Annotated in this window: 24 protein-coding genes and 1 pseudogene; 5 read left to right on the forward strand and 20 right to left on the reverse strand. The window is 66.0% G+C overall.

The genetic code is table 11. The annotated features are described in order from the left end of the window. The first annotated feature begins 3 nt into the window (after positions 1-3). Positions 4-1,920 carry a ShlB/FhaC/HecB family hemolysin secretion/activation protein gene (locus tag A6A40_RS22855; protein WP_108548189.1) on the forward strand — a complete coding sequence of 639 codons (1,917 nt, stop codon included), beginning with the start codon at positions 4-6 and terminating at the stop codon, positions 1,918-1,920. Between the two features lie 378 nt (positions 1,921-2,298). Here A6A40_RS22855 and A6A40_RS22865 read toward each other — a convergent pair whose 3' ends face one another. The 16 genes from A6A40_RS22865 to mdcB form a co-directional block, all read right to left on the reverse strand. Further along, positions 2,299-3,975, reverse strand: a complete 1,677-nt coding sequence (locus A6A40_RS22865) for a methyl-accepting chemotaxis protein (RefSeq protein ID WP_108548191.1) — start codon at positions 3,973-3,975, stop codon at positions 2,299-2,301. Positions 3,976-4,100: 125 nt separating this feature from the next. After that, positions 4,101-4,676 (reverse strand): biotin transporter BioY, encoded by a 576-nt coding sequence (locus tag A6A40_RS22870; protein WP_162363839.1) that lies wholly within the window; start codon positions 4,674-4,676, stop codon positions 4,101-4,103. Beyond that, positions 4,673-5,332, reverse strand: coding sequence for an energy-coupling factor transporter transmembrane component T family protein (locus tag A6A40_RS22875; RefSeq protein ID WP_108548192.1), 660 nt, complete (start codon positions 5,330-5,332; stop codon positions 4,673-4,675). Before A6A40_RS22875 ends, A6A40_RS22870 begins: the two co-directional genes overlap by 4 nt. Beyond that, a complete protein-coding gene (locus A6A40_RS22880; protein ID WP_418208627.1) occupies positions 5,329-6,228 on the reverse strand; it encodes an energy-coupling factor ABC transporter ATP-binding protein in 900 nt (299 codons plus the stop codon). Before A6A40_RS22880 ends, A6A40_RS22875 begins: the two co-directional genes overlap by 4 nt. 124 nt (positions 6,229-6,352) lie before the next feature. Further along, positions 6,353-7,120 (reverse strand): malonate transporter subunit MadM, encoded by a 768-nt coding sequence (gene madM / locus A6A40_RS22885; RefSeq protein WP_108548194.1) that lies wholly within the window; start codon positions 7,118-7,120, stop codon positions 6,353-6,355. A gap of 16 nt (positions 7,121-7,136) precedes the next feature. Next, positions 7,137-7,535: a malonate transporter subunit MadL gene (madL, locus tag A6A40_RS22890; RefSeq protein WP_108548195.1), complete on the reverse strand. Its 399-nt coding sequence runs from the start codon at positions 7,533-7,535 to the stop codon at positions 7,137-7,139. A gap of 183 nt (positions 7,536-7,718) precedes the next feature. Beyond that, positions 7,719-7,928 carry a biotin/lipoyl-containing protein gene (locus A6A40_RS22895; RefSeq protein WP_108548196.1) on the reverse strand — a complete coding sequence of 70 codons (210 nt, stop codon included), beginning with the start codon at positions 7,926-7,928 and terminating at the stop codon, positions 7,719-7,721. 41 nt (positions 7,929-7,969) lie between these two features. Beyond that, complete coding sequence (gene mdcG / locus A6A40_RS22900) at positions 7,970-8,701, reverse strand: malonate decarboxylase holo-[acyl-carrier-protein] synthase (RefSeq protein WP_236783976.1); 732 nt, start codon at positions 8,699-8,701, stop codon at positions 7,970-7,972. Then, positions 8,698-9,786 carry an AMP-binding protein gene (locus A6A40_RS22905; RefSeq protein WP_108548197.1) on the reverse strand — a complete coding sequence of 363 codons (1,089 nt, stop codon included), beginning with the start codon at positions 9,784-9,786 and terminating at the stop codon, positions 8,698-8,700. The genes mdcG and A6A40_RS22905 overlap by 4 nt, the downstream gene beginning before the upstream one ends. A gap of 44 nt (positions 9,787-9,830) precedes the next feature. After that, positions 9,831-10,721 carry a biotin-independent malonate decarboxylase subunit gamma gene (gene mdcE / locus A6A40_RS22910; RefSeq protein ID WP_108548198.1) on the reverse strand — a complete coding sequence of 297 codons (891 nt, stop codon included), beginning with the start codon at positions 10,719-10,721 and terminating at the stop codon, positions 9,831-9,833. A gap of 14 nt (positions 10,722-10,735) precedes the next feature. Beyond that, positions 10,736-11,692: a biotin-independent malonate decarboxylase subunit beta gene (locus A6A40_RS22915; protein WP_108548199.1), complete on the reverse strand. Its 957-nt coding sequence runs from the start codon at positions 11,690-11,692 to the stop codon at positions 10,736-10,738. 17 nt (positions 11,693-11,709) lie between these two features. Continuing rightward, entirely contained in the window at positions 11,710-12,024 is a 315-nt protein-coding gene (gene mdcC / locus A6A40_RS22920) for a malonate decarboxylase acyl carrier protein (protein WP_108548200.1), read from the reverse strand. A 12-nt stretch (positions 12,025-12,036) separates the two neighbouring features. Further along, a complete protein-coding gene (mdcA, locus tag A6A40_RS22925) occupies positions 12,037-13,701 on the reverse strand; it encodes a malonate decarboxylase subunit alpha (RefSeq protein WP_108548201.1) in 1,665 nt (554 codons plus the stop codon). Next, complete coding sequence (locus A6A40_RS22930) at positions 13,698-14,576, reverse strand: biotin--[acetyl-CoA-carboxylase] ligase (protein WP_108548202.1); 879 nt, start codon at positions 14,574-14,576, stop codon at positions 13,698-13,700. The genes mdcA and A6A40_RS22930 overlap by 4 nt, the downstream gene beginning before the upstream one ends. A 28-nt stretch (positions 14,577-14,604) precedes the next feature. Beyond that, a complete protein-coding gene (gene madB, locus A6A40_RS22935; protein ID WP_108548203.1) occupies positions 14,605-15,819 on the reverse strand; it encodes a Na+-transporting malonate decarboxylase, carboxybiotin decarboxylase subunit in 1,215 nt (404 codons plus the stop codon). A 133-nt stretch (positions 15,820-15,952) separates the two neighbouring features. After that, a complete protein-coding gene (gene mdcB, locus A6A40_RS22940; protein WP_108548204.1) occupies positions 15,953-16,936 on the reverse strand; it encodes a triphosphoribosyl-dephospho-CoA synthase MdcB in 984 nt (327 codons plus the stop codon). Between the two features lie 754 nt (positions 16,937-17,690). Between mdcB and A6A40_RS22945 the strand changes: the two genes are divergently transcribed. The 4 genes and pseudogenes from A6A40_RS22945 to A6A40_RS31660 form a co-directional block, all read left to right on the forward strand. Beyond that, the gene (locus tag A6A40_RS22945) at positions 17,691-19,295 is read left to right on the forward strand and encodes an ArsB/NhaD family transporter (protein WP_158279348.1); all 1,605 of its coding nucleotides are present in this window, start codon (positions 17,691-17,693) and stop codon (positions 19,293-19,295) included. Positions 19,296-19,505: 210 nt separating this feature from the next. Then, positions 19,506-20,912 carry an aminotransferase-like domain-containing protein gene (locus A6A40_RS22950; protein WP_108548206.1) on the forward strand — a complete coding sequence of 469 codons (1,407 nt, stop codon included), beginning with the start codon at positions 19,506-19,508 and terminating at the stop codon, positions 20,910-20,912. A 307-nt stretch (positions 20,913-21,219) separates the two neighbouring features. Then, positions 21,220-21,360, forward strand: coding sequence for a hypothetical protein (locus tag A6A40_RS31015; protein WP_167562519.1), 141 nt, complete (start codon positions 21,220-21,222; stop codon positions 21,358-21,360). 21 nt (positions 21,361-21,381) lie between these two features. Then, a pseudogene (locus tag A6A40_RS31660) lies at positions 21,382-21,757 on the forward strand (DDE-type integrase/transposase/recombinase); the annotation flags it as partial. A 123-nt stretch (positions 21,758-21,880) separates the two neighbouring features. Here the strand turns inward: A6A40_RS31660 and A6A40_RS22960 are convergent. From A6A40_RS22960 to A6A40_RS22975, 4 genes are read right to left on the reverse strand one after another with little or no spacing between them, the layout of a single operon-like run. Further along, positions 21,881-23,053 carry an HlyD family secretion protein gene (locus tag A6A40_RS22960; protein WP_108548207.1) on the reverse strand — a complete coding sequence of 391 codons (1,173 nt, stop codon included), beginning with the start codon at positions 23,051-23,053 and terminating at the stop codon, positions 21,881-21,883. 38 nt (positions 23,054-23,091) lie between these two features. Beyond that, entirely contained in the window at positions 23,092-24,321 is a 1,230-nt protein-coding gene (locus A6A40_RS22965) for an ABC transporter permease (RefSeq protein ID WP_108548208.1), read from the reverse strand. Beyond that, positions 24,318-25,019, reverse strand: a complete 702-nt coding sequence (locus tag A6A40_RS22970; protein WP_108548209.1) for an ABC transporter ATP-binding protein — start codon at positions 25,017-25,019, stop codon at positions 24,318-24,320. The genes A6A40_RS22965 and A6A40_RS22970 overlap by 4 nt, the downstream gene beginning before the upstream one ends. Beyond that, the gene (locus A6A40_RS22975) at positions 25,016-26,449 is read right to left on the reverse strand and encodes a TolC family protein (protein WP_236783977.1); all 1,434 of its coding nucleotides are present in this window, start codon (positions 26,447-26,449) and stop codon (positions 25,016-25,018) included. The genes A6A40_RS22970 and A6A40_RS22975 overlap by 4 nt, the downstream gene beginning before the upstream one ends. Positions 26,450-26,663 lie beyond the last annotated feature (214 nt).

Genomic DNA, 26,663 nt, shown 5'->3' on the forward strand with positions numbered 1-26,663 from the left:
GTGATGATGTTTCAGATGTACGGAACCGAAGCCCGTCCGTCGCGGTCCCGTGGATCCGCCTCCCGCTTGCTCGGGGTGCTGGCAACGGGAGCGGCGATGGGGGCGGCGGCGATGGGACTCGCCGTCGGTGCGCCGGGCGCCGCCCTTGCCCAGTCCACGGCGATGGAACGCCACCTGCCCCCGGCGGCGGAAGGAACCGGCGGGGGACTGCGCCCTGGCCCGGCACCGGCGGCGTCCGGGGACGACACCCCGCTGGGGGTCGATGTCGCCGGCTTCCGCCTCATCGGGCTGAACGGCGCGATCATCCGCCAGCCGCAGGCCGGCATCACGGTCGCGGGCGCGGAGGGGCTGGATGATGCCGGGTTCCGCAAGGCGCTGGCCCCCTTCATCGGCAAGCCGCTGTCGCGCAAGCTGCTGACCGAAGTCCAGGCGGCGGTGGCGCAGGCCTACCGCGAGGCGGGCCGGCCCTTCGTCTCGGTCACGGCACCGCCGCAGGAGATCACCTCCGGCGTGCTGCATCTGCGTGCGGTGGCCTTCCGGACCGGCCGCGTGCAGGTCCAGGACGGCGACGGCGGGCCGCAGGATCCCGATCCGGCGCTCGCCGCCGGCCTGCGCGCGCCCACCGGCCAGTTGATCGAGGCGGACCGCATTTCCGAGGATCTCGACTGGCTCAACCGCTTCCCCTACCGGCAGCTCAACGGCGTGTTCGAGCCGGGGTCCGATCCCGGCACCAGCAACCTGACGCTGGAACTCAGCCGCCGCAAGCCCTGGCAGGCCTTCGCCGGTTGGTCCAACACCAGCAGCGTCAAGGATCACGACAGCAACCGCCTCTTCGCCGGCTTCAGCGCGGGCATCGAGGCGATGCATGACCTGACCGTTGCCTATCAGTTCACCGGCAGCCCGGATGTCGTGTCCAATCCCGCCTCGGTCGGGCGTTCGGACGGGCGCTGGCCGACCTATGTCAGCCATGCCGGGCGCATCGCGGCGATGACCTTTCCGCGGCAGGCGCTCAGCATCGCCCCGAACTACGTCGCGACAGGACAGGAGAGCGCCGGCAACCTCCTGACCTTCCACACCACCACCGTCGAGTTGCCCATTCTCTACCGCTCGGCGCTGTCCAACATCGACGAGCGGCTTGCCGGGTGGGGAGACATCTATGGCGGCATCACGCCGAAATGGATGTCGCGCAAGACCCTGTACCAGGGCACGACCCTCGGCAACGGATCGGCGGGCGTGTTCGACCTGACCGCCGGCTGGGCCGTCGCCTGGCAGCGCGCCGGCAACGACACGGCGGATGTCGACGTCCGCGCCGTGGTCAACAGGACCGGCATTGTGCCCGGCAACACCGATGCGAATTGGAACAGCTTCACCAACGGACGGGTGGCAGGGGCCGACTATGCCTATGGATACGGCACGTTCAACCAGGCGACGGCGCTCACCGCCATTCCCGCCCTGACCGGCTTCACCTGGACCACCGCCTTCACCGGCCAAATCGCCGGCAAGGCACTGCCAGAGACCGAGCAGCTTGCGCTTGGCGGATATTATGCCGCCCGCGGCTATACGCTGCGCGACGGCAGCGCCGACACCGGCTTCGTGCTGCGCAACGAGCTGCGATTGCCGGCATTCCCGATCCTGGGCGCTCTGGAGACAGCGGGTGTGCCCGGCGTCGGGCGGCTGGAGGATGCAGCCGCTCCCTTCGCCTTCCTCGATGTCGCCTATGGCCACACCTACAATCTCGATGCCCTGCAGGGGGTGAATGAACGCGCCGACACCAGACTCGTCGGCCTCGGCCTCGGCCTCGACTACACGCTGGGCCGGAGCGTGCAAGGCGGGCTGAGCGTCGGCGTCGCATTGACGGACGGGCCGGAAACGGACCGCGGCACCGTCACCGCCCAGGCACGGCTCTTGATGTCGTTCTGAGAGTCTGTTTGGCAACCTCAGTCGGCCTCCACCACATTGTACAGTGAACCGCACCGGGTTTGTCGGAGGCTCCGTTTTCTGAGAAACCGGGGTCATCATGACGAAGCAAGCATCACCCAAATACGCCCCTGAAGTCCGCGAGCTTGCGGTTCGGATGGTGTTCGAGCACGAAGGCGAACATGCGTCGCTGTTCGCGGCGATCAGCGAATTTCCACCACGAGCGCGGACGCTATCCCTCCGAGAAAATCGGCGCGGTTCAGACCCCTACCGGCTGGGGAAGCCCCCCACTGCTCAAAACCCAGGTGATGCTCTCAGCAAGCGCTGCTTACCGGCAGCGCCGGACGTTTCCGACCGACATTTTCGACAAGGCAAGCGACTCTAACTCCTGCGGATGGTCGCCAGGACACTGTCGACCTCTTCCTGGAGTTGATCGGATTGCTGCGCAAGGGTCCGGGCAGCGGCGAGAACCGAACCGGCCGCATCTCCGACCTCGGCCGACGATCGGGTCACGCCGGAGATGTTGGCCGACACCTCGCTTGTGCCCTGGGCTGCTTGGCTGACGTTTCTTGCGATTTCGTGGGTGGCCGCCGCCTGCTCCTCGACCGCCGACGCGATGGTAGACGCGATCCCGTTGAGTTCGCCGATGGTGCTCCCGATGCTGCGAATCGCACCCACCACGTCTTTCGAAATCCCCTGGACGGCAGCGATCCGCTGAGCAATGTCTCCACTGGCCTGAGACGCCTGCCGGGCCAGCGCCTTGACCTCGTTCGCAACCACGGCGAAGCCTTTGCCATGGTCCCCGGCGCGCGCCGCCTCGATGGTCGCATTCAGTGCCAGCAGGTCGGTCTGCGAGGCGATGGATTGGATCAGGCCGATGATCTCGCCGATCTTCTGGGCTGCGGTGGAGAGCTCCTCGACGGTTGTGTCGGTGCGGCGGGTCTCCTCGACCGCCTTGACCGCGATCTGTGCGGACCGGGCGACCTGCTGGCTGATCTCGCCAATGGAGGCCGTCAACTCTTCGGACGCTGCGGCAACTGTCTGCACGTTCGTCGTCGCCTGCATGGCCGCCGCCGCCGCCACGGTGGTCTGTTCGCTTGCCCGCCCCGATGTCACCGACATCGCGTGTGCGGTTTCCTGCATCTCCGATGCGGCGACGGTCAGTGTGCGGGCGATTGCGCCGACGCTTGTTTCGAACTGCCGGGCGACACGCTCCATATCCGCCCGTTGCCGCTCGACGGCCAGTCGCTTGTTCTGCTCCTGCTCCTCACGCAGCCGGTCGGCTTCCTGCGCGCTCGTCTTGAGCACCTCCACCGCACGGGCAATGCGTCCGATCTCGTTGCGACAGTCGGTGAAGGGGACCTGCGTCGCCCGGTTGCCTTGGGCCAAGCTGTCCAATGTTCCGCACAAGGCATGCAAAGGCCGGGTGATGCCGCGTCCGAGGACGGCAGCGCTTCCGCCGGTCAGCAGAAGCGCCAGAAGTCCGGTGCTGCCCAGCTTGATCGCCCGCTCGCGTACCGCCGTATCCACATCGTCGACGTAGACACCCGCCTGGATCGCCCATAGCCACGGGCTATAGCCGCCGACATAGCTCAGTTTCGGCAGCGCTTCGGTGCCGCCGCTCCGCGGCACGGCATATTCGGTATAGCCGCCACCCTGCTTGGCCGTCTCGACGATGTCGGAGACCAGACGCTTGCCATTCGCGTCCGTGTAATCCAGCCGGTTCACACCCTCGTTTTTAGGGTTGCTATGCACGATGGTGAGGCCATCGAACTGGTAGACGCCATAGTAGTCGCCATCCCCCCATCGCATCGAGCGCAGAGTGCGCTTGGCAAGATCCTGTGCCTGCTCCCGGGTCAAGCGGCCGGACTTCACGTCCTCATCGTAGGCTTCCACCATTTTCAGGACGCTGCCGACCATGTCGCGCAGCTTTTCCTGACGCTCCGTCAGAATGGTCTGCCGCAAGCTCATGATCTCACTGACCGAGACGCCACAGAATGCGATTGCCGCAATTCCGATGATCAGCGAAAGGCGCCAAAACATCGAGAGATGTTTCATTTGATAGATCTCCCTCCGGGAGCGCTTCCTTGCAGAGGACAGATTAAGGAGGAGCGCACTTCTCGAGCCGATCCTGTCCCATCTGGTTGCAGTCCATCGGAATCGATGAAAGAACAAGGCGTTGCTCAGCGGCGGTCAAGCGTGATGAAGCTCTCGATCCGACGGCATACAACCGCCGCAAGCAGAGCCTTGACAATGTCGCCGGGCACGAAAAGGAACGTGCCGGACATGGCTTTCCACCATCCGAGGCCGGTGACCAGAGAGAGCCAGATGACCCCGCAAGCGTGGACGACGATGACGCCGCCGAACAGGCAGGCGGCGACATCGCATGCGACGCGTGCAAACGGATGGGCGATCCGCTCGGATCGCCGGGCGAGGCCACCGACGAGAAGCGCAGCGGGAACCCAGCCGTAGATATATCCCGCAGACGGCCCGACGAGAACGCCGAAGCCGCCGCGGCCACCGGCCAGGACCGGCAAGCCCAAGGCAACGAGCGCGACGAACAGCAGCATCGCCGTCACCGCCCGGCGCGGTCCGAGCAGGAGCCCGGCCAGCATCACGCCGAACGTCTGCAACGTTATGGGAACCGGCAGGATGCCGAGCGGAATCGGTGGAGTGGCGCCAAGCGCCACGACCATTCCGGCACCCAGTGCAGCCAGGGTCATGTCACGAAAGCCAAGTGACGGTGCCATGCTGGTCATGGAGCGGCTCGCGAAGAAAGTGAGGGTTTCGCGATGGGCATGAGTCCATCGCGGTGGTAGCGGCGTGCTGAGGGTCTGGAGCGCAGATCGACCGCTTCGGCGATCTCCTCGGCACGGAGCAGGATGCGCAGCCCTAGAGGGACCGCAAGAGCAAGGACGGATCGGTTGAGCCCACGCAACGCCTGAGCCTCGCGAATTTCCGTCATCTCTTCGGACATGACAGGCACGAAGCGGATCGCGAGCATCAGGGTGAAGGCGCAACGCTCGGCATCGATCAGACCGATGCGGTCGAAGGGACGGAGCAACGTGACCAAGGCAGCGCTGAGTTCGGCCCAACTCCACAGCGTCGTGACGATCTGGGCGGCACAGACCAGCGCCGAAAAGCGCAGGAAGAGGCGAAGACCACTCATGCCGCCACCCGTCGCCACGTCGAACAGCGCGGTGATCGCGACGATGAGCAACGCGGTCCTGATGTCGCGGAAGGAGTCCCGAAGCGAACCGTTGGCGACGACGAGCCCGGCAGGGGCAACCACCGCGACCATCGCCAGAAACTCGATGCGGTCGACCTGGGTCAGCACGGTTCCAAGGGCGGCGAGGACGCACAGGGCGGTTGCAGCCCCGGACCGCCCCGCAGGATTGCCTTGCGACGTGTTCATCCATGCCTCCGACGATAGAAGGCAACCACATCCCCAGGACTTCCATCGGAGACAATGCGTCCGCCGTCGACCACCAGAACACGGTCGAATCCGGCGACGAGGTCCAGGTCATGGGTGACGACGACGGCCTGCTGCGGCAGGTCGGCAAGGACATCGCGCAAGCGGTTACGATTGGCGAGGTCGAGTTGCGAGGTCGGCTCGTCGAACAGAATAGTGCGCGGATGACGCGCCAGGACACCGGCGAGCGCGATCAACTGGCGTTCGCCGCCAGAGAGCTCGTGGATGCGCCTGTCGGCCAGACGGGCGATGCCAAGCCGGTCGAGCGCAGCCATGATGGCAGCATCGACTTCGGCCGCATTTCCTTCCAAGCCGAACGCAAGGTCCTCACGTACGATTGGATAGACGATCTGGTTGTCGGCGCTCTGGAAGAGAAAGCCGGTGCGTGTCCGGACGGCCGCGGCATCGGTGCTGGGCGAGAGCCCGTCGACGCTGACGCTGCCGGATGTCGGCACGATCAGCCCGACCATCAGTTTCAGAAGGCTCGACTTGCCCGAGCCGTTGAGGCCGAGCACGCCGATACGGCGCTCGTCGAGGACGAGATCGATTCCCGCAAGCGTATTGCGGCCGCCGCGGTTCAGCCGGACATCCGAGAAGACCACCGTCTGACCGAAGGAGCGAGGGTCGCGGCGTTGATCGCCGAGGGACCGTTCGGCGGCGAGCGGGCTGGCGGCGGCCTCTTCCAACGGCGGAACCCGGTAGAACGCCACATGGCGTATCGATCCCCTGCTGAAAAGGACCGATTCGCCACCTCCCGCGATGGCGGCTTCGCCCGGACCGTCGCCAAGGGAATTCCGCAGACGACGCAGCATGTCCGGCAATCGAGCTGTCAAACGCATGGTGACTTTCCTCCCGGTCGGCCAGCGAAACCGCCAACCGCCAAAGATTAGGCAACTTTTCACGATCGGCCCTTTGCGATTGAAAGGGGGCCGCGGCGCCCCCTTCAATGACGGGCCGACGATCTCAGCCGAAGATCGCCTTCATCAGGATGAAGCCGACCGACGGGCAGACGAGGCAGCCGAAACCGGTGTAGAAGGTCGCGGTCAGCGCACCGTAGGGCACCAGACGCGCATCGGTGGCCGCGAGGCCGGCGGCGGTGCCGCTGGTGGTCCCCATCAGGCCGCCATAGACCATGGCCGCGGCCGGGTTGGTCAGGCCGAAGGGCTTGGCCAGGAACGGCGTCAGGATCATCACCGCGATGGACTTGACGACGCCGGCGGCGACCGACAGGGCGATCACGGTGGAGGAGGCGCCGACCGCCGAGCCGGTCACCGGGCCGACGATGAAGGTCACCGCGCCGGCGCCGATGGTGGTCAGCGAAACCGTATCGCGGTAGCCGAAGGCATAGGCGACGGCAACGCCGACCACGAAGGCGAGCGCCGTGCCGATGACCAGCGACAGCACACCGGCAAGGCCGGCCTTCTTCAGCTCGGACAGCTTCACGCCATAGGCGGTCGAGACGATGCAGAAATCGCGCAGCATGGCGCCGCCCATCAGGGCGAAGCCGGCGAACATCGGGATGTCGGCGATGCCCTTCTTGCCGCCGGTGGCGATTCCGCCGAAATAGGCCAGGGCCAGCCCGACGATGATCGCCACCGCCGAACCGTGGATGCGGTTCCTGGTGATGTGTTTGGAGAAGGCGAAGCAGAGCCAGGTCAGGATGCCGACGATCACGAAGGCGAAGATCAGCGGACGGTCGCCGACCAGGGACGCGACGAATGCGTTGTTCATGACGATGTCTCCCCTGTCAGGCCTTGCTGGGTTCGGTTTCGTCGCCGAAGGTCGAGGTCGCGGCCCCGGCCATCGCGGCCAGCGGACGGATCAGGACGAAGCAGACGACGACGGACAGAATCCCGGCGATGAAGGCGATCCAGCCGCCCGACAGCGCTGCCGCGACGTTCTGGGTCGCTGCCATCGCGATGACGACGGGGATGTACATGGCGTTCCAGAACATGATGCCGTCTTCCGACGCCTTGGGCAGCCAGCCCTTCGCCTTCACCCATGGCGTCACGAAGACGAGCAGCAGCATCGCGAAGCCGACGCCGCCGATGTCGCTGGGAATCCCGAGCAGAATGCCGAGTGTCAGGCCGATTGCCGTTCCGATGAACATGCACAGGCCCAGGACCATCACACCGTAGATGATCATTTGGCGTATTCCTCGAAGAGAATGCCGGCTCAAGCCCCAAATGGAAGAGCCTGCATTCAAGGGGTGGTTTTATTTATGCGAAACCACTTCGACTTTGCCGATCGCCAATTCTGAAGAATTTTTTCGATGGAGGTCGGCCTCCCGAGAAATGCCGAAACATTCCCCGGGAGAGTTTTACTCAACTTATTCGACGACCATGATCAGGGCGCCGGGCTTGACGCGGTCGCCGACGGCGACGGCGATCGACTTCACCGTGCCGTCGACCGGGCAAACCAGCGGGTTCTTCATCTTCATGGCTTCCAGCACGGCGAGCTCCGTGCCCTTGGTCACGCTGTCGCCGACCGCGACCTTGATGGCTTCGATCTTGGACGGCATCTTCGACTTGAGTTCCATGGTGTCTTTTCCTTGATTTGATGCGGGCCTGCGGCCCTGGTTCACGGCGCCGGGCCGAGGGGGGGCAACGTGTCGATCTCGTCGAGCACCCGGCGTCTGTCGACGAGACGGACGCCGTCCATTCCGCGGCCTGCGACCGCAGCGACGTCCGACACGAGTTCTGTGAGCTTGATGCCGAGACCGCCGGGAGCGGCGACCTCGACGTCGTATTTCCGGTTGTGCCGCTTCGCGACATCGGCGAGCGCGGCATGGAAGGCGCGCAATCCGGCGGCCGAGCGGGCGACGACGACCGCGTCGATGTCGGAGGACGACTCCATGTAGGGCAGACCGGTCAGTGCCTGGAGAGCCGCCGATCCGAAGAGACCGACGGCGACCCCGTGGACCTGGCCGAGACCGGCGAGCTCCAGCAGCTCGCCCGCCGCCGGGAAGTCACCGGATCCGATGCGGCCGGCGATGTCCCAAGGCGTATGGATCCCGACGACGCCCGACCGCGGCAGCGCCACGGCGGAGCGCACCCGAACCCCGTCCTCGCGGAAGGGGAAGGACACACCGATCTGGATGCTGCCGTCCGGCAGCGGCGCCTTCGGCGTGCAGACGATCCCGGGAATCGCCGTGGCGAGAAAGACGTCGCGAATACGCTCCGCCACATCGGGGCGGCGATGCATCGGCAGCAGGCCGTCACGGAGCGCGTCGGCGACGGGACGGCGATGGGCCGGCCCGATGTCGACCATGACGTGGCGCGTCAACGCCGGCAGGGCTGGTGCGGGCGTCATCGCGTTTTCGTCCAGGTCGGATCGGTCTTCGCCATCGCCTGGACCTCGGCCTGGGCGCGGACCAGATCGTCGAAGGCACGGGTGGCGACGGGTCCGCTCAGTTCGAACGGCTCCGCCCCTTGGCCGATGCCGGGGACGAGATGGAGGACAGTGGCGGGGGCCGATGTCCGAAGGTCGGGATCCACCTTCACCACCCTGCCCTTGATGCGCAGGATCGTCCGTGCCGCCCGTTCGACGGTCTCGCTGCTGGCGAGCGTCGTCGCGCGGACGAAGACCTCGTATTCCGGGTGGGTGCGGCGGCGGCGATAGGTGATGATCCGCCCGGTCGGGGAACAGGCATGGCCCGTCTCCGAGATCGGGAAGCTGTCGCCCATCGGCAGCCCGCCGACCACCAGTTCCGCCCACCCTTCGCCGGCCGGCGACGGCGCGAGCGACAGGTCGTCGCGCAGGGGATGGCCGTCGAGGGTGAGCCAGCCGAATTCCTGGCAGCCGTAGAGGTCGTGGACGGGCCAGCCGAAGCGCTCGACCCGGCTCAGGAGGTCGAGATCCAGCGGCGTGCCCGCCACGACGATGCGGCAATGCTGAGGGAAATCGCCGGCGAGGCCGAGGGAGACGGCCTCGCCGATGCTGGCCCGGATGAAGGACGATTCACCCAACACGATGTCCGGGTGCCGTCCGCAGAAGGCGGTGATGAAAGCCCCGCGGCTCGACCGGTCGAGAAAGAACCACTCGATGCCGCAACTCTCCAACGCCAGACGGGAGAAGACGTTGACGAGCGGCGGGTAGGTGACGAGCATCCGGTCGCCCGGTTTCGCCCCGATGGCCTCCATCACCCGGCGGGTCGCCTCGCAGCGCGCCTCGATCTCGGTGTGGGCGACACCGACGATGTTCTGGAACGCCGACGATCCCGTCGTGAAGGTCAGATAGGCGAGGTTGAAGGGGGTGTGCACCTCCTCGACGATGTGCGCGGCCGTCGGACCGGCGATGCCCTTGTCCGCCAGCGTGCGGCGGGGCATCTCGGCGAAGGTCGGCACGGTCGAGAACGCGTCGGCCACCGCCGCGTACTGTTCGAAGATTTCGGACATGGCACACCCCTTTCCTGTTCGCCCTGTTCCCGGTCGTTGCGTCGTCAGTTGGCGCGCGGGCGGAAACGGTCCTCGACGGCGGCGAATTCGGCACGCAGCAGCTCCTGGACCTTCGGGCGGACGGTGCGCCCGCCGCGCTCGGCGCCGAGCGCGCCGCGGCCGCGCGGACCGGTCAGCGCCGTCGCGGCCCCGTCCGACTTGGCCTTGCGGATGTCGGCGATCTGGGCGGCGATTGCGGGACGCATGCCATCGATGCTCTCGACCAGGCGCTCCACGCCGCCGAGCTTGTAGAAGAAGGCCGGACCGGCGGCGAAAACCGGGTTCGCCTTGGCCAGCTCCTCCAGCAGCTCGACGTCCTTCTTGATGATTCGCGACACCGAGGTAATCGGCATGACGTGGATCATCGTCTGGAATTCGGAGGTCAGCGACAGGATGCGGTCGGCCTGCAGTCCATGGCAGAGGAAGGCACCGGAGATGGCGCGCCCGACCACCATCGCGACGATGGGATGTCCGGCCAGCCGCGCCTCGGCCAGTGCCAGCTGATAGGCGCCGGTCGCCTTGTTCATGCCGAACAGCTCCTCGACCTTGCCCGGACCGTTGCCGGGGGTGTCGACGATCAGCACGATGGCGCGCTTCCTGGCCGCTTCCTTCTCGGCATCGGCGGCGAGAGTGGCATAGACGGCCTGCGCCATCTTGTAGCCTTCCTCCATGCCGATGATGCCGGAATAGACGACCGGGAACTTCTCGTTGAAGGCCTCGGCGTCGGAGGCGATGACCGTGACCGTCTCACCGTCCAGCTGGGCGGTGCCGACCACGGCGCCGGGGCCGAAATCCGGATCGTCGAAGGTCCGCGCACCGACGGTGCCCTCGGTGAAGCTGCCGGCATCGACGATCAGGTCGATGGCCGCGCGGCCTTGTCCCAACAGAGTTTCCATGGGTCTTTCTCCGATCACAGCGCCAGACGGCGGACGGACTTGCGGAAGTCCGAAAGCGGGCCGTCGGCGAGACCGACAGGGTCGTTGTTGCCGGCATGGCGCCAGATGTCGCGCGCATCGGTCGGCTTGAGTTCCGCCGCCAGCGCGACACCGCGCAGCTGCTTCTCGACCAGTTCCGGCGAACCGATCCGGCGCATCGCCTCGAAGGACGCGACCGGCAGGGCGCAGAGGTCGGCAAGCTGGGCGCGGAAGGCGGCGACGGTGTCGTCCACCAGGAAGTTGGCGTCGCCCATCACGTATTTGTGGCGGCCGCCGGTGGTGCGGTACACAAGGGCGCGGTTCGAGGCGTCGAACTCGTCCTTGCCCATCTCCTGCTCGATCACCTCGGGACCGGTGAGGCCGAGGCGGCCGAACTCGCTCATCACGATGGCGTCGGTGGCGGCGGCGACGAAGCCCATGCCGCCGAAGCAGCCGATGCGCGAGCCGATGAGGGCGACAACCGGCACCTTGTGGCGGGCACGCTGCAGGGCGTCCATTACCTCGGCATGGGCGAGAAGCCCGGCGTTGGCCTCGTGCAGGCGGACGCCGCCGGTCTCGAAGGAGATGGCGACGAGCGGACGCGCCGCCGCCGGCAGGTCGGGGTTCTCGGCGACGAGGCGGTCGTTGAACTCGATGGCCATGTCGATGATGCCGACCATCTTGGCGCCGCCGACCTCGCCGACCGAACCGCCGATGAAGCGGCCTTCCTGCGAGATCACGAAGACCGGGCGGGTGCCGATGCGGCCGACGCCGGTCACGATGCCGTCGTCATTCTCCACCGCTTCGCCAAGGGCGACGAGATGGGGGCTGACCAGGCGGTCGAAGGGGCCGCCGAGTTCGACGAAGCTCCCCTCGTCGACAAGACCGACGGCGCGGTCGCGCGCGCTGCATTCCAGGAAGGAATTCGTCTGAAGTCTGCTCCAGTTGGGCATGCTCGGAACTCCTCGCTTCAAGCCCGCGCCTCGGCCAGCGCCTGGCGCAGGCGCAGGGCGACGATGGCGGGCGAAGCGTTGTTGTCGTTGATCTCGATGGACAGGCCGGCGACCCCGGATTCGGTGACGAAATGCTCGACCACGCGCTTCCACAGGGCGTCGAAGCCCTTGACGGGGGTGACGATCCGCACCGACACCGCGCTTTCGCCGGTCTTCGGCTCCAGCAGCACCTCAAGGTCGCCGGAGCCGACGACGCCGCAATGGGCACGCCCGGCGAGCGGGGCGGAGCGGCCATCCCCGGCGACGGTGAATTCGATCGTTTCGAGAGACATGTCGGACTCCGATCACCAGTTGCGGAAGCGGGTCGGCGGGTTGTAGAGGCCGCCCGAGATGTCGACGAGGTCGCGCATCGAGCGGGCCGCGAGCAGGTCGCGGTTGGCACGGTTGCGGTCGATGCCGAGGTCTTCCGGGGTCTTGAAGATGTTCGCTTCGCGCAGGCGCTTGGTTTCGGCCGGATCGGCCTTCAGCCCGACCTCGGTGTAGCCGGCGGCGGCGCGGATCGCGGCCATGCGGGTGGCCATGTCCGGCGCGCGGTTGAGGTAGGCCACGCCTTCCTCGGTCACGATGTGGGTGACGTCATCGCCGTAGATCATGACCGGCGGCAGGTCGAGACCGGCATTCTCCGCCAACTGCCAGGCGTCGAGCTTCTCGACGAAGGTCGGGGCGCGGCCCTCGCCGAAGGTCTCGGCACCCTGCACGACCAGACGCTTGCCGCGCGGCATGACGCCGATCTGGTCGGCCATGTGCGGAACCTCCTGCCCGCATTTCAGCCAGCTTTCGGTCACATGGCGCCGGCCCTTGGGGTCGCAGCCCATGTTCGGCGCGCCGCCGAAGCCGGAAACGCGGTTGGCCGTCGCGGTGGAGGAGTTGCCCCACGGGTCGATCTGCAGCGTGCCGCCGATGAACATGTCGAGCGCGTAATGCCCGGCGGTCTGGGCGAAGGCGCGGTTGGAGCGCAGCGAGCCGTCCGGCCCGGTGAAGAAGATGTCGGAGCGCGCCTTGACATACTCCTCCATCCCCAACTCGCCGCCGAAGCAGTGGATGGTGTCGACCCAGCCGGCTTCGATGGCCGGGATCATCGTCGGGTGCGGGTTCAGCACCATATGGGTGCAGACCTCGCCCTTCAGGCCGAGTTCGGCGCCGTAGGTCGGCAGGATCAGCTCGATGGCCGAGGTCAGGAAGCCGATGCCGTGGTTGATCCGCTTGACCTTGTATTCGGCATAGATGCCCTTCAGGGCCAGCATGCCGAGCAGGATATGGTTGTCGGTGACCAGGCCGGGGTCGCGGGTGAACAGCGGCTCGATGAAGAAGGGCTTCGGGCTCTCGACGACGGCGTCGACCCAATCGGCCGGGATGTCGACGCGGGGCAGCTTGTCGACGATCTTGTTCACCTGGGCGATGACGATGCCCTGGCGGAACTTGGTCGCCTCGACGATGACCGGCGTGTCTTCGGTGTTGAAGCCGGTGTAGAGGTTGCCCTCGCGGTCGGCCTCATAGGCACAGATCAGCGAGACGCGCGGCGTCAGGTCGAGGAAATAGCGGCCGAACAGCTCGAGATAGGTGTGGATGGCACCGAGCTGGATCTTGCCTTCGCGGATGAACTTGGCGACGCGGCCGGACTGCGGTCCGCCGAAGGCGAAGTCGAGCTTCTTGGCGATGCCGCGCTCGAACATGTCCAGATGCGAGGCCAGCGGCACGCAGGATTGGACCATATGAAGGTCGTGGATCTCGGCCGGATCGACCTGGTTCAGGCAATCGGCGAGGAAATCCGCCTGCTTCTGGTTGTTGCCTTCGATGTTGACGCGGTCGCCGGAGCGGATCACCGCCTTCAGCAGGGCGACGGTGTCCTCGGCCTTTACGCGCTTGCCGGCGCCGATGTAGGGCGCGGCGGCCTCGAGGCGCTGGCGGGTGTCGGCTGCAAGCTTATCCCACCGTTGTTCGGTCTTCATGAGAATGCCCCTATGCGGGTCTTGGGAAGTTGCGAGGGGATCGGGGCCACAGGCGGAAACAGGCCGGTTTCCCCGGATTGGATTTCACCGGAATGGACGTCGCGAACGGTTCCAGCGGCGTCGCAGATGCGCAGCGCCCCGTCGGCCGCGAGGCCGATGAGGGTGGCGCAGATATCCTCGTCGCCGTCGGTCAGACGGACGACATGGCCGAGATGAAGTGCGTGGGCGGTCCAGGCTTCGGCGAAGGCCGGCAGTCCCTGCCCTTCCCACCGCTTGACCCAACCGTCGAGAAGCATGGCCAGACTTGCCACCAAGCCATCCCGGTCGACCGGACGGCCCGAGAGCGTGGCCAGGGAAACGGCGCCTTGGCGCAGGTTTTCAGGGAACCCGGCCTCGGGAATGGCAAGGTTGATGCCCATGCCGATCACCACGAAATCGAGGTCCCCGTCACCATCGCAGGCCGCTTCGGCGAGGATGCCGCAGATTTTCCGTCCGCCAGCCAGCAGGTCGTTCGGCCATTTGACGCCGGCAGCGACACCGGTCTCCGCGAGGATCGCCTCGCGCAGTGCCACGGCGGCCAGCAGAGGCAATTGGGCCGCCTCTCGCAGGCCGCGGCCGGTCCTGACCAAAACGGACAGGCAGAGGCTGCCGTCGGGAGCGGAGAACCATCCCCGCTCGCCCTTGCCACGGCCGGCGGTCTGGTCTCGGGCGATCAGGATGGTGCCATGGCCGGCGCCGGCCCGGCCGAGTTCGACCAGACGGCGGTTCGTGCTGTCGAGCCGGTCGGCCTCGATGACGATCCGGCCGATGCCATCGCTCCGCTCGATCGCGGATAGCCGTGTGGCACCAGGATGTTGGCAGGGAGCGGTGGGCATGGGATCGATCTCCGGGCCGGAGCCGGGGTCAGTGGGCGGCAACGAGGCCGATGGTCGAAGCGAAGATGCCGACGGCGATGGCCGAGACGATCAGGCCGCAGACATTGGCGCCCATGGCGACCGGAAGAATCATCGCGTAGGGGTTGTCCTCGGCGGCGACCTTCTGGGCGAGCTTCGCTGTGGTGGGCACGCAGGAGACACCGGCGATGCCGACCAGCGGATTGAAGCCGTTCTTGTTGAACATCCACACGACCCAGCCGCCGAGCAGACCGCCAATACCGGACACCAGCAGCGCGGTGATGCCGAGGACGAGCAGGATGGCGACGCGGCCGTCGAGCAGGGTGGAGGCTTCGCAGAGCACGCCGAGGACCAGGCCCAGCATCAGGGTCGACGAGTAGGTGATCGTCTTCTCCAGCAGCTCCTGGTACGGCTCGATCTCCGCTTCCTTGATGGCGACGCCGAGGAAGAAGGACATGATCAGCGGGGCGGCGACCGGCAGCAGCAGGCACAGCAGGGCGGCGGCGACGATGGTGAAGATGAACTTCGACTTCGACGAAACCTCCGGGAACTCCATCTCGACTTCCAGCGCCCGATACTTGGCCGGCACCAGCAGCTTCATCAGGTACGGATAGCCGGCGTAGGTCAGCGACAGGTACAGGTAGGCGATGATCGAGATCGGAACGAAAAGTTCCTTGGCCATCATCAGCGAGGCGAACAGGACCATCGGGCCGTCGGCGCCGCCGATGGAGCCGACCGCAGCCGCCTCGCCGGGGGTCAGGCCACAGTAATAGCCGATCACCAGCGTGACGAAGGTGCCCATCTCGGCGAAGATCGCGCAGGTCATCGCCGCCCACGGGCGGGCGAGGATGAAGGAGATGTCCGCCATGGTGCCGATGCCGAAGAAAAGCATGCAGGCGACCAGAGAATTGGAGAAGGCGAAGTTGTAGATCGGCTGCAGGAAGTAGATCTGCATGTCGTTGACGAGCTGTACCGGATCCGAAATCATCGGATCGAGCATCAGGGTGCCGATCTTCTGAGCCTGCAGGAACATCACGCCGGCGTTGACGCACATCATCGCGATGCCCATCGGCACCATGATGAGGGGCTCCAACGTACGCTTGAAGCCGAGATAGGCCAGGAAGAAGCCGAAGACGATCAGGGCGATGCGGGCGAAGGCGATCATCGGCTCTTGCACGAAGAGCGTTCCGATGCCCGGAAAGACGGTGAAAAGTTGCTGTAGCACGGGAGTTCTCCTCAGCGCATGGCTTATTCGGCTGAACCAGCCATGGTTTTGTTGAGTAGAACGATCACCCCGATCACGGCGTAGGCGATCACCGCGGTGAGGCCGTAGGCCATCAGCGCGTAGGCGATGACGTTCATGGATTTTCTCCTGGAACAGGGGCGTTCGGTGGGGGCGGCTCGAAGCGCGAGGTGGCTGAGACCGGAAATGTCTCCGCCTCGAGCAGATGGACGGCGACGGTCACCGCCAGCAGGTCGGCGGCACCGCCAGGGCTTAGCCGTCGGGACACGCAGTCATCGGCAAAGCGATCGATCTCGGCGATGCCCCGTTCGCTGAGCGCGCCACCGAGGTCACGCACACGGGCAGCACGCTCGCGCACGAAGGCCAGGCCCTCGGGCCCGCCGCGCCAGAGGACGGTGGTGTCCTCGGCCTCGGCGACGATGGCGACGAGCGCATGAAGAAGGGCGCGATTGAGGCCGGCTCCCTGCGCCAGCGCGGCGCGCAAGGCCGGGAGACCATGACCGGATACGGTCGGGAAACCGGCTTCGACCTCACCCCGGATGCCGGTGACTCCATGGCGGGCATAGAGGATCTCGCCCGCAGTCAGGGGATCGCGGTACGACGTCGCCAGTTCACGTTCGACAATCCCGCGGGTGATGGCGGCGACGGCGGCGAACAGACGGTCGGGGGACACGGGGCGGTGGCCGTCGTGAGAAAGGCCGGCGGCAGCGGCGGTGAGACCGAGGGCGAAAAGTGCGCCACGCTGCGTGTTGACGCCGTTGGAAGCGGCGAACAGACGCCTGTCATAGTCGCGCCCGACGGCACGGACCGGCGTCAGGATCGCCGACGGTTCGCCGACATGGGCGAGGCCGATGGCCGCACAGCGATGGAAGCAGGGTGCGATGGCCGCAGACGTCAGCATGAACGTCTGCAGATCCATGTCCGAATGCGATCCCATCGAACGCGGCGTGACGAGGCCGGGCTTGGGATGAGCCGAAACTTCGAGAAGGATGCCGGTCAGGCAGGCCGAACCGATGGTCCAGACGGCGGGAGGCACCTTTTCATGTCGGTGCGGAGCGATGGTGGAGCCGGTGAGGCCAGCCAGCGGTGACAAATACATGATGGCAACCCATCGGGTATCATCCAGCGGATGATGACATCCGCTGACGAACCCAATAAACGACGCCCATGTCGATCGACACGCGTCGTTCAGAGATCACCCTCACGCAGTCACGGTATCACTTGGTGAATACCCGGCAAGCCCCCACCATTTCAGGCGATGCAAGGCGAGCCGGAGCCCATTTGGTCGATCACTTTTCTCTTTGCCGATCTCGCGACCCCGACGATTGGCGTAAAAACGAATGGCATAGCCCTATGGGGGGTGTCAATGGACCAAAACCGCGCCCAAGAGCTCCAACGGATGGATATTCGCGTCATATCGAAGGGTTTCCAAGGCCCTAGCCGATGAAGTGCGGCGGCATGCCGCATCGATTTGGCAAGATTTGCTCGATTGCCGACTGATGGGGATATCAACTTGTGTGTCGCTCACCAAGCCTGCCAGGCGGGCTTTGCAGTTGTCCGAAACGGGGCGCGGGGAGGAGTTGGGGGCAAACGGTCAGGGCAGCGCCAGAAGCACCACCTAAGCGAGAACATCACTGCAGCCGAACCAGATCGCCAGGGACGCCAAAATGTCGCAATCGACGATATCGACAATATGGCGGCGAGTGGGTAACGTTTTGAATATTGATATATAAGAAAACGATGTTCCCCCCAGATGTCGCCCCGGTTCCGGAGGATGAAAGGCCATTTCTCCTCTTCTGCAGGGTGCCGCAAACACACTCCAGCAGGTTCAGGGAACAATGAAAGGTTGCGCCATGAAAGCAGCCACTGCGGTGATGCTTCCGGTTCTGCTGCTGACTTCCCCCACTTTCGCGACTGAAACGGAACAGTTCATCTATAGTACGGGCGGAGGCGCCCAGGCGATTGTCGGGCTGCTCCTCGTCGCATTGTTCGGGTTGCTCATCGCGGAGGTCTGCCACAAGACGCTGGCCGCCGCCGCGGTCGTCGGAACGATGCTCCTCATTTCGGCGGCGACGCCCATGAAGATCATGGATTTCGCCTCCGCCATCCGGGCAGTCGACTGGAACGTGATCTTCCTGCTCGGCAGCATGATGGCCATCGTGTCGATTCTGGTCGAGACTCGGGTCTTCGACTGGCTGAACGGCCGCATGGTACGCTGGGCAAGGGGACGGCCAAGCGCGCTCGCCAACATCATCATTGCCGCCACAGCCCTTCTTTCCGCCTTTGCCGACAACGTCACCACCGTGCTGTTCCTGGCACCGGTCGTCTCCAAGGCGGCAAAGAGCCTGCGCCTGTCGGTTTGGGCCTTGGCGATGCCGATGGTCATGGCTGCGAACATCGGCGGCACCGCCACGCTGATCGGCGATCCGCCCAACGTCATCGTCGGAGTGGCCAGCGGTCTGTCCTTCATGGACTTCATCTTTTTCCTGGCCGTTCCGATCATCGTCATGGTCGTCGCTCTCTGCTTCCTTGCAGCCTTCTGGTATCGCGACGACCTTTCCAGCGCACATGCATCCGAAGCGGTGCCGGAGCGGGTGGAGTTGCGCGATCCCAATGTGCTGGCCTGGACACTGTGCATGGTGGGGCTGACGTTCCTGGGCTTCTTCACCCACAGCCTGACGCAGTTGCCGGTCGGCGTCATCGCCTTCGCCGGAGCGGCCTTGGCCATGCTGGGACGGCATGCCATCCTGCGGCGGCAACTCGGCGCGAAAAGGGCGGACCATGTGTTCGCCCATTCCTTCGAACATGGCATCGAGTGGCTGACGCTGGGCTTCTTCATCTTCCTGTTCATGGTCATCAGCGCGGCCGAGCACACCGGACTCATCGCCAGCGCCGCCGCCTGGCTGAATGACGTGGTCGAAACGGTGTCGACAAGTCTCGGCCTTGGGCTTCGGGCAAAGCTGCTGATGGCAGGACTGCTCATCCTGGTGTTCAGCGCGATCGTTTCCGCGGTGGTTGACAACATTCCCTACACGATCGCGGCGGTAACGATTGTGCGGGTGCTCGTGTCCGGCTTCGCGACGGAGTTGGAAGAAACCGGGATGGACGGGTCCGAAGTCCAGTTGATGAGCAATGTGCTCTGGTGGTCGCTGGCGCTGGGGGCATGTCTGGGTGGCAACGGGACGCTGATAGGGGCGAGCGCCAACGTGACGACCGTGGGGCTTCTTGAAAAGGACGGCCATCATATGCCGTTCATCGAATTCCTGAAATTCGGGGTTCCGGTGACGGCGATGACCGTGCTGATCGCGGCGGTGTATCTGACCTGCTACATCTATATCGGGCCGGTCAGGACGAACGTGATCGGTGCGGCCGCTCTGGCTCTGCTCGCTGCACTGGCCATTGTCCGGTACATCGTTCGCCGCCCACAGCGGAACATGTCAATGGCAAGCGCCGAGTGATGGCTACGGCTTGGCGCGTCAATGCCGTCCAGCACGAGTGGCATCCAGCTTATGGGGCATGACGGAAGACCAGTGGGGGTGCGGGGTGAACCGCGCCGGGTTTGCCAGGCCATGAGGCCTGCCCGCCCCCAATAGGGGCAGGATCACTCCTTGCATACATACATACAAGAGCTACAATGCCGTTGTTTTGTATGTGAATGAGGGTGAGGCATGTCGCGCGCCAATGACGATCTGGTTTGGATGCCGACAATCGATCGCGCGGCCGGCCCGGTGTACCGCTCCATCGCCGATAGCCTGGAAGAAGACATTCGGGCGGGGCGCGTCGCACAGGGTACTCGCCTGCCACCGCAGCGTCTCCTTGCAGGGAAGCTGGGCGTCGATTTCACGACCATCACGCGCGCCTATGCCGAGGCGGCACGACGCGGTCTGGTGGAGGGGCGCGTCGGTCGCGGCACTTTCGTGCGCGCAAACCGTGCGGAACCACCGATGCCGCCCGCCCCCCTGCAGGCGGCGCATCCCGCCGATCTCCGGATGAACGCGCCGCCTCTGCCCATGGGACTGGGCTTGCAGGACGACCTGCGGCACGACATGGCCGCCTTCGCAGCGGATATGGAACTGGATCTGCTGCTTCGCTACCAGCAGGTCGGCGGCAGTCAGGCCGACCGTCAGGCCGGAGCGCGTTGGCTGGAAGGCCGCTTGGCAGTGCCGCCGGAGCGGGTGCTGGCCTGTGCTGGCGCACAGGGCGCCCTCCTGGCCTTGCTCAGTGTCCTGTGCGAGCCAGGCGACGTGGTGTGCTGCGAAGCACTGACCTATCCGGGCTTCCGCAGCTTGGCGGCACATCAGCGGCTGCGGCTCGCGCCACTGACCATGGACGGCGACGGCCTGCTACCGGAGGCCTTTGAGGAGGCCTGCCGGACCCACCGCCCAAAGGCGCTCTATTGCACTCCGACCTTGCACAACCCCACCACGGCGACGTTGCCGCTGGAACGACGCAGGGCGTTGGTGGCCATCGCGCGCCAGCATGACGTGCGCATCATCGAAGATGACGCTTACGGCGCCTTGGCACCAGATGCACCACCTCCTCTGGCGGCACTCGCGCCCGAGTCCGTCTTCCACGTCTCCGGCTTGGCCAAATCTGTCTCACCTGCACTCCGCATCGCCTATCTCACCGTGGCCGATCCCCGCCAGGTTTCCCGGCTGGCGGCGGCTGTGCGGGCCACGGCGGGCATGGCCACGCCGCTGACCACGGCGCTGGCGACACGCTGGATCGACAATGGCACGGCGGCAAGCATCGTTGCGGGCATCAGGCAGGAGACGGCAGCGCGGCACGCGATCGCGAGGGAAACGCTGTCGGCAGGAGATGTCATGGGTAGCCCTTGCGCATTCCACCTGTGGCTGCGGCTTCCTGGCGAATGGACCCGAGGTGAGTTCATCATGCGCCTGCGCGAGACGGAAATCGGTATCGTCGGTAGCGATGCCTTTGCGGTTTCAACACCGCCGGAGGCTGTCCGTGTCGCCCTCGGCGCTCCGAAGGACCGCCAAGATTTGCAGGAGGCGTTACGGCACGTGGCCGAGCTTCTGGCTGGGACACCTGCCATGTCTTCCATGGTTGTATGAATTCTGACAGCATATTGCATGCATTTGAGTTGACATTGTCAGCCTCAATGGAGCATACGATCACACATTGCATGCAGACATTGCTCGCATAGCCTCGCGAAGGAACACGCGATGTCATCCGAACAGGAGTGGCCGCTTCTTCCCCTTCTCAACACCGGCCTGCCTACAGGGCGGGAGAGGCCCGTTTCGCTACGGCTGCACCAAGCCAGCCGCCTGAGGCCCTGCCCGCAGACAAAGACTTGCGCTCGACCTGACCGACGTCGGATTCCCCCGGAGGCAGATAGGGTCATAGTTGGAGATAGTCAGAATGTATGACTGGTTCCCTTTGGTCTTTTTCCCGTTCAAGATTATCGTGTTAGGCACGGGCATGTTCTTCGCCATCAAGTGGCATCACGATCAGGCGAAGAAGGATCGAGCGAAGAAGAATAACGAAACCAGCCGACAGTGAGCATCCGTCGACAAGCGTGGCAACACCGCCGCCGCCAGGCGCTTCCTGTCCAAGGCGCTGAACGGCTTGAAGGCGTGGGAGACGCCGGCGGCCATCAACACCGACAAGGGCGCCAAGATAAGGGCCGGCCTTGGCGGAACTGAAGGCCGAGCATGGCAAGCTGAAGCAGCTGATCCGCCCGGTGCGGGGCTTCAAGGCCCTGAAGACGGCCTAGGCGACGATCGAGGGATTTGAGGTGATGCGGGCGCTCCGCAACGGCCAAGCGTCCAGCTTCAATTTCACCCGCAACATGCGGGGCGAGGCACGCCTCGTCGAACGCGCCTTCAACATTGGCCACGGCACGCTCGCCGAGGCCGTGCAGTTCAACACCCAGCAGTTCGAGCGCCAGGACGCATAGCGTCGGCGGTGATGCCCATATCCATCATCTCGCGATCGCCGGCAAACTTTGCAACAGAGCCCGGCAGGACGGTTTCAGTGCGCCAGCGCCGCCTCCGAGTCTTTCGGACAAAGCCGGGCCCCTTCATTCGGCAACGCCCGGCCTTGCATTCGCTCTCATCGTCAGATTTGCCGACATGCCAACACGAATGCGTTGTTTCTGCACGTCGGACAGAGACGGCAGCGCCACACGAACCGCGAAGGAGGCGCCGGGCGACGCACTTCCATCGGCGGCCGTCGCCTGCTGCGCGATCCAGGCGACCTGTCCGGACAAGGGACTGTCTGGAAAGGCATCGCCGGTGACGTCAACCGGCTGACCGACACGCAGGCTGTTGATGTCCATCTCGTCGACCTGCGCCGCGACCACCAGGCTATCCATCTCGGCGATCAGGAACAGGCTTTGGTTTTGGGACAGCCCGGCCCCAACCTCGACCACCGTGACGCCGGACGTATTGGCTGTCGGGGCGGTTGGCGCCTTCATGACCATGCCGGAAGCCGGGGCCTTCACCACCGCACGCTCCATTTGCCGGCGCAGATCCTCGACCTTCGCCAGGGCGCCCATATGCTCCAGTTCAGCCATGCGGACGGCATCGCGCCCACCCTTCTTCGCGGTGGTGGCCAACTCCTCTTCCGCCGCCAGGCGGTTCAACCCCAGCACCTCGGCCTGCCTTTGCAGATCCTCATACTCTTGCCGTGGAATGATGCCCTGGGCAATCAAGGGCTTGGCATCCTGCACACGGCGCTGCGCCTGCTCGGCCTCCCGCCGGGCGGCGGTCGCCTGGCGTTGCGCACGCGCCATCTCCGCGCCGGTTGCCCAGGTCCTGACCTCATCCAGATGCTGCGCGGTCTTGAGGAGGGCAGCCTCCGCATCGCGCACGCGCATATCCATATCGAAGCCGTCAATGACCAGCAGCACCTGACCGGCTTCGACCCGTTGGCCGTAATCGAACCGCTTTTCCTTCACCGATCCGGCAAACGGTGCGACCACCGCCACCGTGCGGCCCGGTTCGACCGTTCCGGCCACGGACAGGACGGGAACCTGCGCGGCCATCTCCCGTTCCACCTCCCGAGGCATCGGCGCGGCCGTGCCGGTCGAGACGCGCTTTCCGGACAGCATGGCCTGCGCGTCCTCAAGCCAGGACGGGCCGCTCAGGACGAGGCCGGCGCACAGCGCGCCGCCGCAGAACCACACAAGCCTGTCCAGGGCCTGCCGCCGACGTGATCCGCCACCCGCCGGGCGCGGTGTCTGCGCGCTCATCGCCCCGCTCCTTGCATCCCTGTCGATCGCATCGGCGCTCATTCCCCGCGCAATGCCGCGACCGGCTCCAGGCGGGACGCCTGCACCGCCGGGTAAAGTCCGAAGAACAGCCCCACTCCGCAGGACATGCCAAGCCCCAGCGGCAGCGACGGGACCGAGGGCGCGAAGCTCCACCCCGCATTCCATGCATAGACCGCCGCCGCCGCGAGGCCCAGGAGGACGCCCGCCATCCCGCCGCTGAGCGAGAGGGCGAGCGCTTCGGCCAGAAACATTGCGCAGACATCGAAGGGCCGGGCGCCCAAGGCCATGCGCAAGCCGATTTCGCGCCGCCGCTCCACCACGCCCATCAGCATCACATTCATCACGCCGACCCCGCCGACAAGCAGCGACACGCCGCCGATGGCGGCCAGCAGCAGGGTGTGAACCCGCGCCTGATCGGTCATCGCGACGATCAACTGGCGGGCGCTCTGCACCACGACCGCGCGGGGATGAGCACCGCCCGAGAAATGGCCGGTCATCGATTGCCGCACCGCCCGATCGGCGGCAGCCGACGTCTTGCGGACCACGAGGTTGGTGATGTCGCTGTTGGCCGACACCCGCCGCGCACCGGACAGGGGCACGAACGCCGTGCTGTCGACATCCAGCGGCAATACCGGGTTCGGTACGCTTGCGGCGAGAACGCCGACCACCGTATGGTTGTATCCGCCCATCCGCAGCAGGCTGCCCGGCGCCGGGAGCCGGCCGTCTTCCGCAAGGCGGCGGGCCAGCCCGGCTCCAAGAACGACGGCGGTCGCGGTGCGGTCCTGATCCGTCAGCATCCGGCCTTGCGCGGCTTTCGCCTGGACCAGCGCAAAAAAATCGGGGGTGACGCCGGCGACGGCGCTGGGCAAGCGGGTGCGCCCCTGGCGGATCTCCACCCCCAGCATCGCCACCGGCGCGACCTCCTCGATGCCGGGAAGCGCCCGCAGCCGCTCGACATCGGCAAGGGTCAGGGCCGCCGGCCGGCCGGACAGGCCGAAATCCTTCTGGACCGTCAGGATGTCAGCCCCCATGGCCAGGAACTGGCGCATGGAGTGTTCCCTGGCATTCTCGCCGATGGAGATCAGGGCGACCACCGCCGCCGTTCCGATGGCGATGCCGAGCAGGGCCAGAAGCGAGCGCTGCCGCATCGCTCCAAGGTTGCGCACGGCGTCGGCCGCCAGCGCCCGCCACCGGCACCCGCCATACTCCCCGTCATCCATCGGCATCGGGGGCCTGACGGACTTCATGGGACGCCACCGGACGCCGCGCTGTCCAGACGCCCGTCCCGCATCACCAATTGACGCCCGCAACGCGCCGCAATGGCGGGATCGTGGGTGACGAGCGCCACGGTCACACCCAGATCGGCGTTCAGGGCGAAAAACAGGTCGATGATCTGGCGCGCGGTGGCGCTGTCCAGATTTCCCGTCGGCTCGTCGGCCAGCAGCAGGGCCGGGTCGCCGACCACCGCGCGGGCGACCGCGACGCGCTGGCGCTGACCGCCCGACATCTCTTCCGGCCGGTGATGCAGCCGGTCGCCCAGTCCGACCCGCCACAGCATCGCCGCCGCGCGGTCTCGCCCCACGCGCGGCGGCACGCCGCGGTACAGGAACGGCAGGGCGACATTCTCCAGCGCCGTCAGCCGGGGCAGCAGATGGAACGCCTGGAAGACGAAGCCGATGCGGCGGTTGCGCAGTGCGGCCAGCCGGTCCGCCGAGGCAGCGCCGACCTCCTCCCCCTCGAAGCGGAGCCGCCCGGAATCCGGACGGTCCAGCAACCCCATCAGCGAGAGCAGCGTCGATTTTCCCGACCCCGACGACCCGACGATGGCGCAGACCTCGCCATGCCGGATGTCCAGCGAGACGTCGCGAAGCACCTGAACCGTGCCTGCCGCGCGGCCATGGCTCTTGTGAACGCCGTCGAGAGCGAGGATGGGTTGGCGCATCATGGCGGCGGATCGTTCAGCTGGATGCCCCAGGTGTCGATGGTGGTGCCGATCTGCAGGTCCAGCAGGACGAGCGCATCGAGATAGGCCACCAGCGCCGCCAGCTCGCCGCTTTCGGCGGAACGCAGCTGGTCCTGGAACGACACGACCTGGAAGTTGCTCGACCGTCCGGCGCGCAGCTTGGCCATTTCGCCGGCCAGCGTCCGTTCGCCCAGTTCCCGCACCTGCCGGCTGAGCGTGTATTGGCGCCACATGGCGTCGACCGTCCGCACCCCGTCGCGCACCTGCTGATCGACCTGGGCGCGCAGCTGTTCCAGCAGAACCTCGTTCTGCCGCAGGCCGACGCTCGCCTGAACCTCCTGCTGTTTCAGGGACAGGTCGTTGATGGGGATGTTGAGCTGCAGCCCGGCCCGCAGATCGGTCTTGGTGGCAGGCAGGTTTTCCGACGCCCGCCAGCCGCTGCGCCCGGTCCCCGGCACGCTTACCCCGGCGACCACCGAAACGTCCCAAAGCCTTTGATTGCGGGCGACATCCAGCCCGACGCGTGCGCTTTCGATGGCGATGAGCTGCGACAGGTAATCCGGCCTGTTGTCGAAGGCCAGCGTCCTCACCTCGTTCACGTCGATCCGCACCGGCTTCGCCGTCAGCCGCTCGGCGGGAATGACCCGCGTGTCGGGATCGAGCGCCAGCAGTGTCAGCAGGGAGAGCCGCGCGGCATCGAACGCGCTTTGCGCCTGCGACAGCGCCAGTTCCTGGGCCGCCGTGGTCGCCTGGGCCTGGAACAGCTCGACAGCGGCCATCCGCCCGGCGGCGATCAGGGCGCGGTTGGTCGCCTCCAGATCGCGGGCGCGCTGCAGGGCGCCGTCGGCCAGGGCGATCTGCTGGCGGGTCTGGACGAATTGGTGATAGGCACGGGCGATGTCGGTCACGGTGTTGGCGACCGCGGCCTTCAGGCGAAGCTGGTTGTAGCGTTCCTGCAACCGCGCGATGCGCACCGGGGCCATCGCCATGTCGAAGCCGGCCCCCTTCAGCAGCGGCTGGATGACCGAAAGGGAGAGCGCCGACTCCCCCCGCAACAGTCCGCCGTTCGATTGCCGCCGGCTGCTTTGCCGCAGGTCCCAGCCGAACGTGATGACCGTCCCCAATGGCGTCAACGTCTGTACCGTCGGCGTCAGGTCGATGGCGACCCCGCGGTTGCCGCCGGTGCGGTCAACATCGACGGTGGAGAGCAGATTTCCCCGGGGGGTGAAGGCGGACTCCGCGACATGCAGGTTGTAGGCGTCGAGAACCCGTTGCAGATAGGCCCCCCGCACTCCGTGATTCCGCCGCAGCCCGAGATAGACCGCCTCAGGCAAGGTCAGGCGAAGCTCGGGACCGGTTGCCGGCGGCGGCGACCCGTACCCGTCGTGGGCATAGCGGGGTTGCGGTGCCACCTGGGCGTGTGCGGCCTCCACGCCGCCAACGGCAGATCCCAGAGCCAGGGCGACCGCAATGCAGCGTATGATCGCATCGCATGCGTCGAGAGCGCTCAGAGCCGCCACACAAACACCTTTGCCACAACCGCAACCATTCATACCATACGCAAAACGCCTGTGGCAGGCAAAGATCGAGCGGAACGGGCGATGACGTCCGTGCTCGCCGCCTGCG

It is taken from the genome of Azospirillum humicireducens (assembly GCF_001639105.2).
GTDB classification, from domain to species: domain Bacteria; phylum Pseudomonadota; class Alphaproteobacteria; order Azospirillales; family Azospirillaceae; genus Azospirillum; species Azospirillum humicireducens.

Excerpts from the sequence above, each read along its gene's own strand:
- A6A40_RS22855 (WP_108548189.1), top strand. The coding sequence starts at position 4 with ATGATGTTTCAGATGTACGGAACCGAAGCCCGTCCGTCGCGGTCCCGT.
- A6A40_RS22865 (WP_108548191.1), bottom strand. The coding sequence starts at position 3,975 with ATGAAACATCTCTCGATGTTTTGGCGCCTTTCGCTGATCATCGGAATT.
- A6A40_RS22870 (WP_162363839.1), bottom strand. The coding sequence starts at position 4,676 with ATGACCAGCATGGCACCGTCACTTGGCTTTCGTGACATGACCCTGGCT.
- A6A40_RS22875 (WP_108548192.1), bottom strand. The coding sequence starts at position 5,332 with ATGAACACGTCGCAAGGCAATCCTGCGGGGCGGTCCGGGGCTGCAACC.
- A6A40_RS22880 (WP_418208627.1), bottom strand. The coding sequence starts at position 6,228 with ATGCGTTTGACAGCTCGATTGCCGGACATGCTGCGTCGTCTGCGGAAT.
- madM (WP_108548194.1), bottom strand. The coding sequence starts at position 7,120 with ATGAACAACGCATTCGTCGCGTCCCTGGTCGGCGACCGTCCGCTGATC.
- madL (WP_108548195.1), bottom strand. The coding sequence starts at position 7,535 with ATGATCATCTACGGTGTGATGGTCCTGGGCCTGTGCATGTTCATCGGA.
- A6A40_RS22895 (WP_108548196.1), bottom strand. The coding sequence starts at position 7,928 with ATGGAACTCAAGTCGAAGATGCCGTCCAAGATCGAAGCCATCAAGGTC.
- mdcG (WP_236783976.1), bottom strand. The coding sequence starts at position 8,701 with ATGACGCCCGCACCAGCCCTGCCGGCGTTGACGCGCCACGTCATGGTC.
- A6A40_RS22905 (WP_108548197.1), bottom strand. The coding sequence starts at position 9,786 with ATGTCCGAAATCTTCGAACAGTACGCGGCGGTGGCCGACGCGTTCTCG.
- mdcE (WP_108548198.1), bottom strand. The coding sequence starts at position 10,721 with ATGGAAACTCTGTTGGGACAAGGCCGCGCGGCCATCGACCTGATCGTC.
- A6A40_RS22915 (WP_108548199.1), bottom strand. The coding sequence starts at position 11,692 with ATGCCCAACTGGAGCAGACTTCAGACGAATTCCTTCCTGGAATGCAGC.
- mdcC (WP_108548200.1), bottom strand. The coding sequence starts at position 12,024 with ATGTCTCTCGAAACGATCGAATTCACCGTCGCCGGGGATGGCCGCTCC.
- mdcA (WP_108548201.1), bottom strand. The coding sequence starts at position 13,701 with ATGAAGACCGAACAACGGTGGGATAAGCTTGCAGCCGACACCCGCCAG.
- A6A40_RS22930 (WP_108548202.1), bottom strand. The coding sequence starts at position 14,576 with ATGCCCACCGCTCCCTGCCAACATCCTGGTGCCACACGGCTATCCGCG.
- mdcB (WP_108548204.1), bottom strand. The coding sequence starts at position 16,936 with ATGTATTTGTCACCGCTGGCTGGCCTCACCGGCTCCACCATCGCTCCG.
- A6A40_RS22945 (WP_158279348.1), top strand. The coding sequence starts at position 17,691 with ATGAAAGCAGCCACTGCGGTGATGCTTCCGGTTCTGCTGCTGACTTCC.
- A6A40_RS22950 (WP_108548206.1), top strand. The coding sequence starts at position 19,506 with ATGTCGCGCGCCAATGACGATCTGGTTTGGATGCCGACAATCGATCGC.
- A6A40_RS31015 (WP_167562519.1), top strand. The coding sequence starts at position 21,220 with ATGTATGACTGGTTCCCTTTGGTCTTTTTCCCGTTCAAGATTATCGTG.
- A6A40_RS22960 (WP_108548207.1), bottom strand. The coding sequence starts at position 23,053 with ATGAGCGCGCAGACACCGCGCCCGGCGGGTGGCGGATCACGTCGGCGG.
- A6A40_RS22965 (WP_108548208.1), bottom strand. The coding sequence starts at position 24,321 with ATGAAGTCCGTCAGGCCCCCGATGCCGATGGATGACGGGGAGTATGGC.
- A6A40_RS22970 (WP_108548209.1), bottom strand. The coding sequence starts at position 25,019 with ATGATGCGCCAACCCATCCTCGCTCTCGACGGCGTTCACAAGAGCCAT.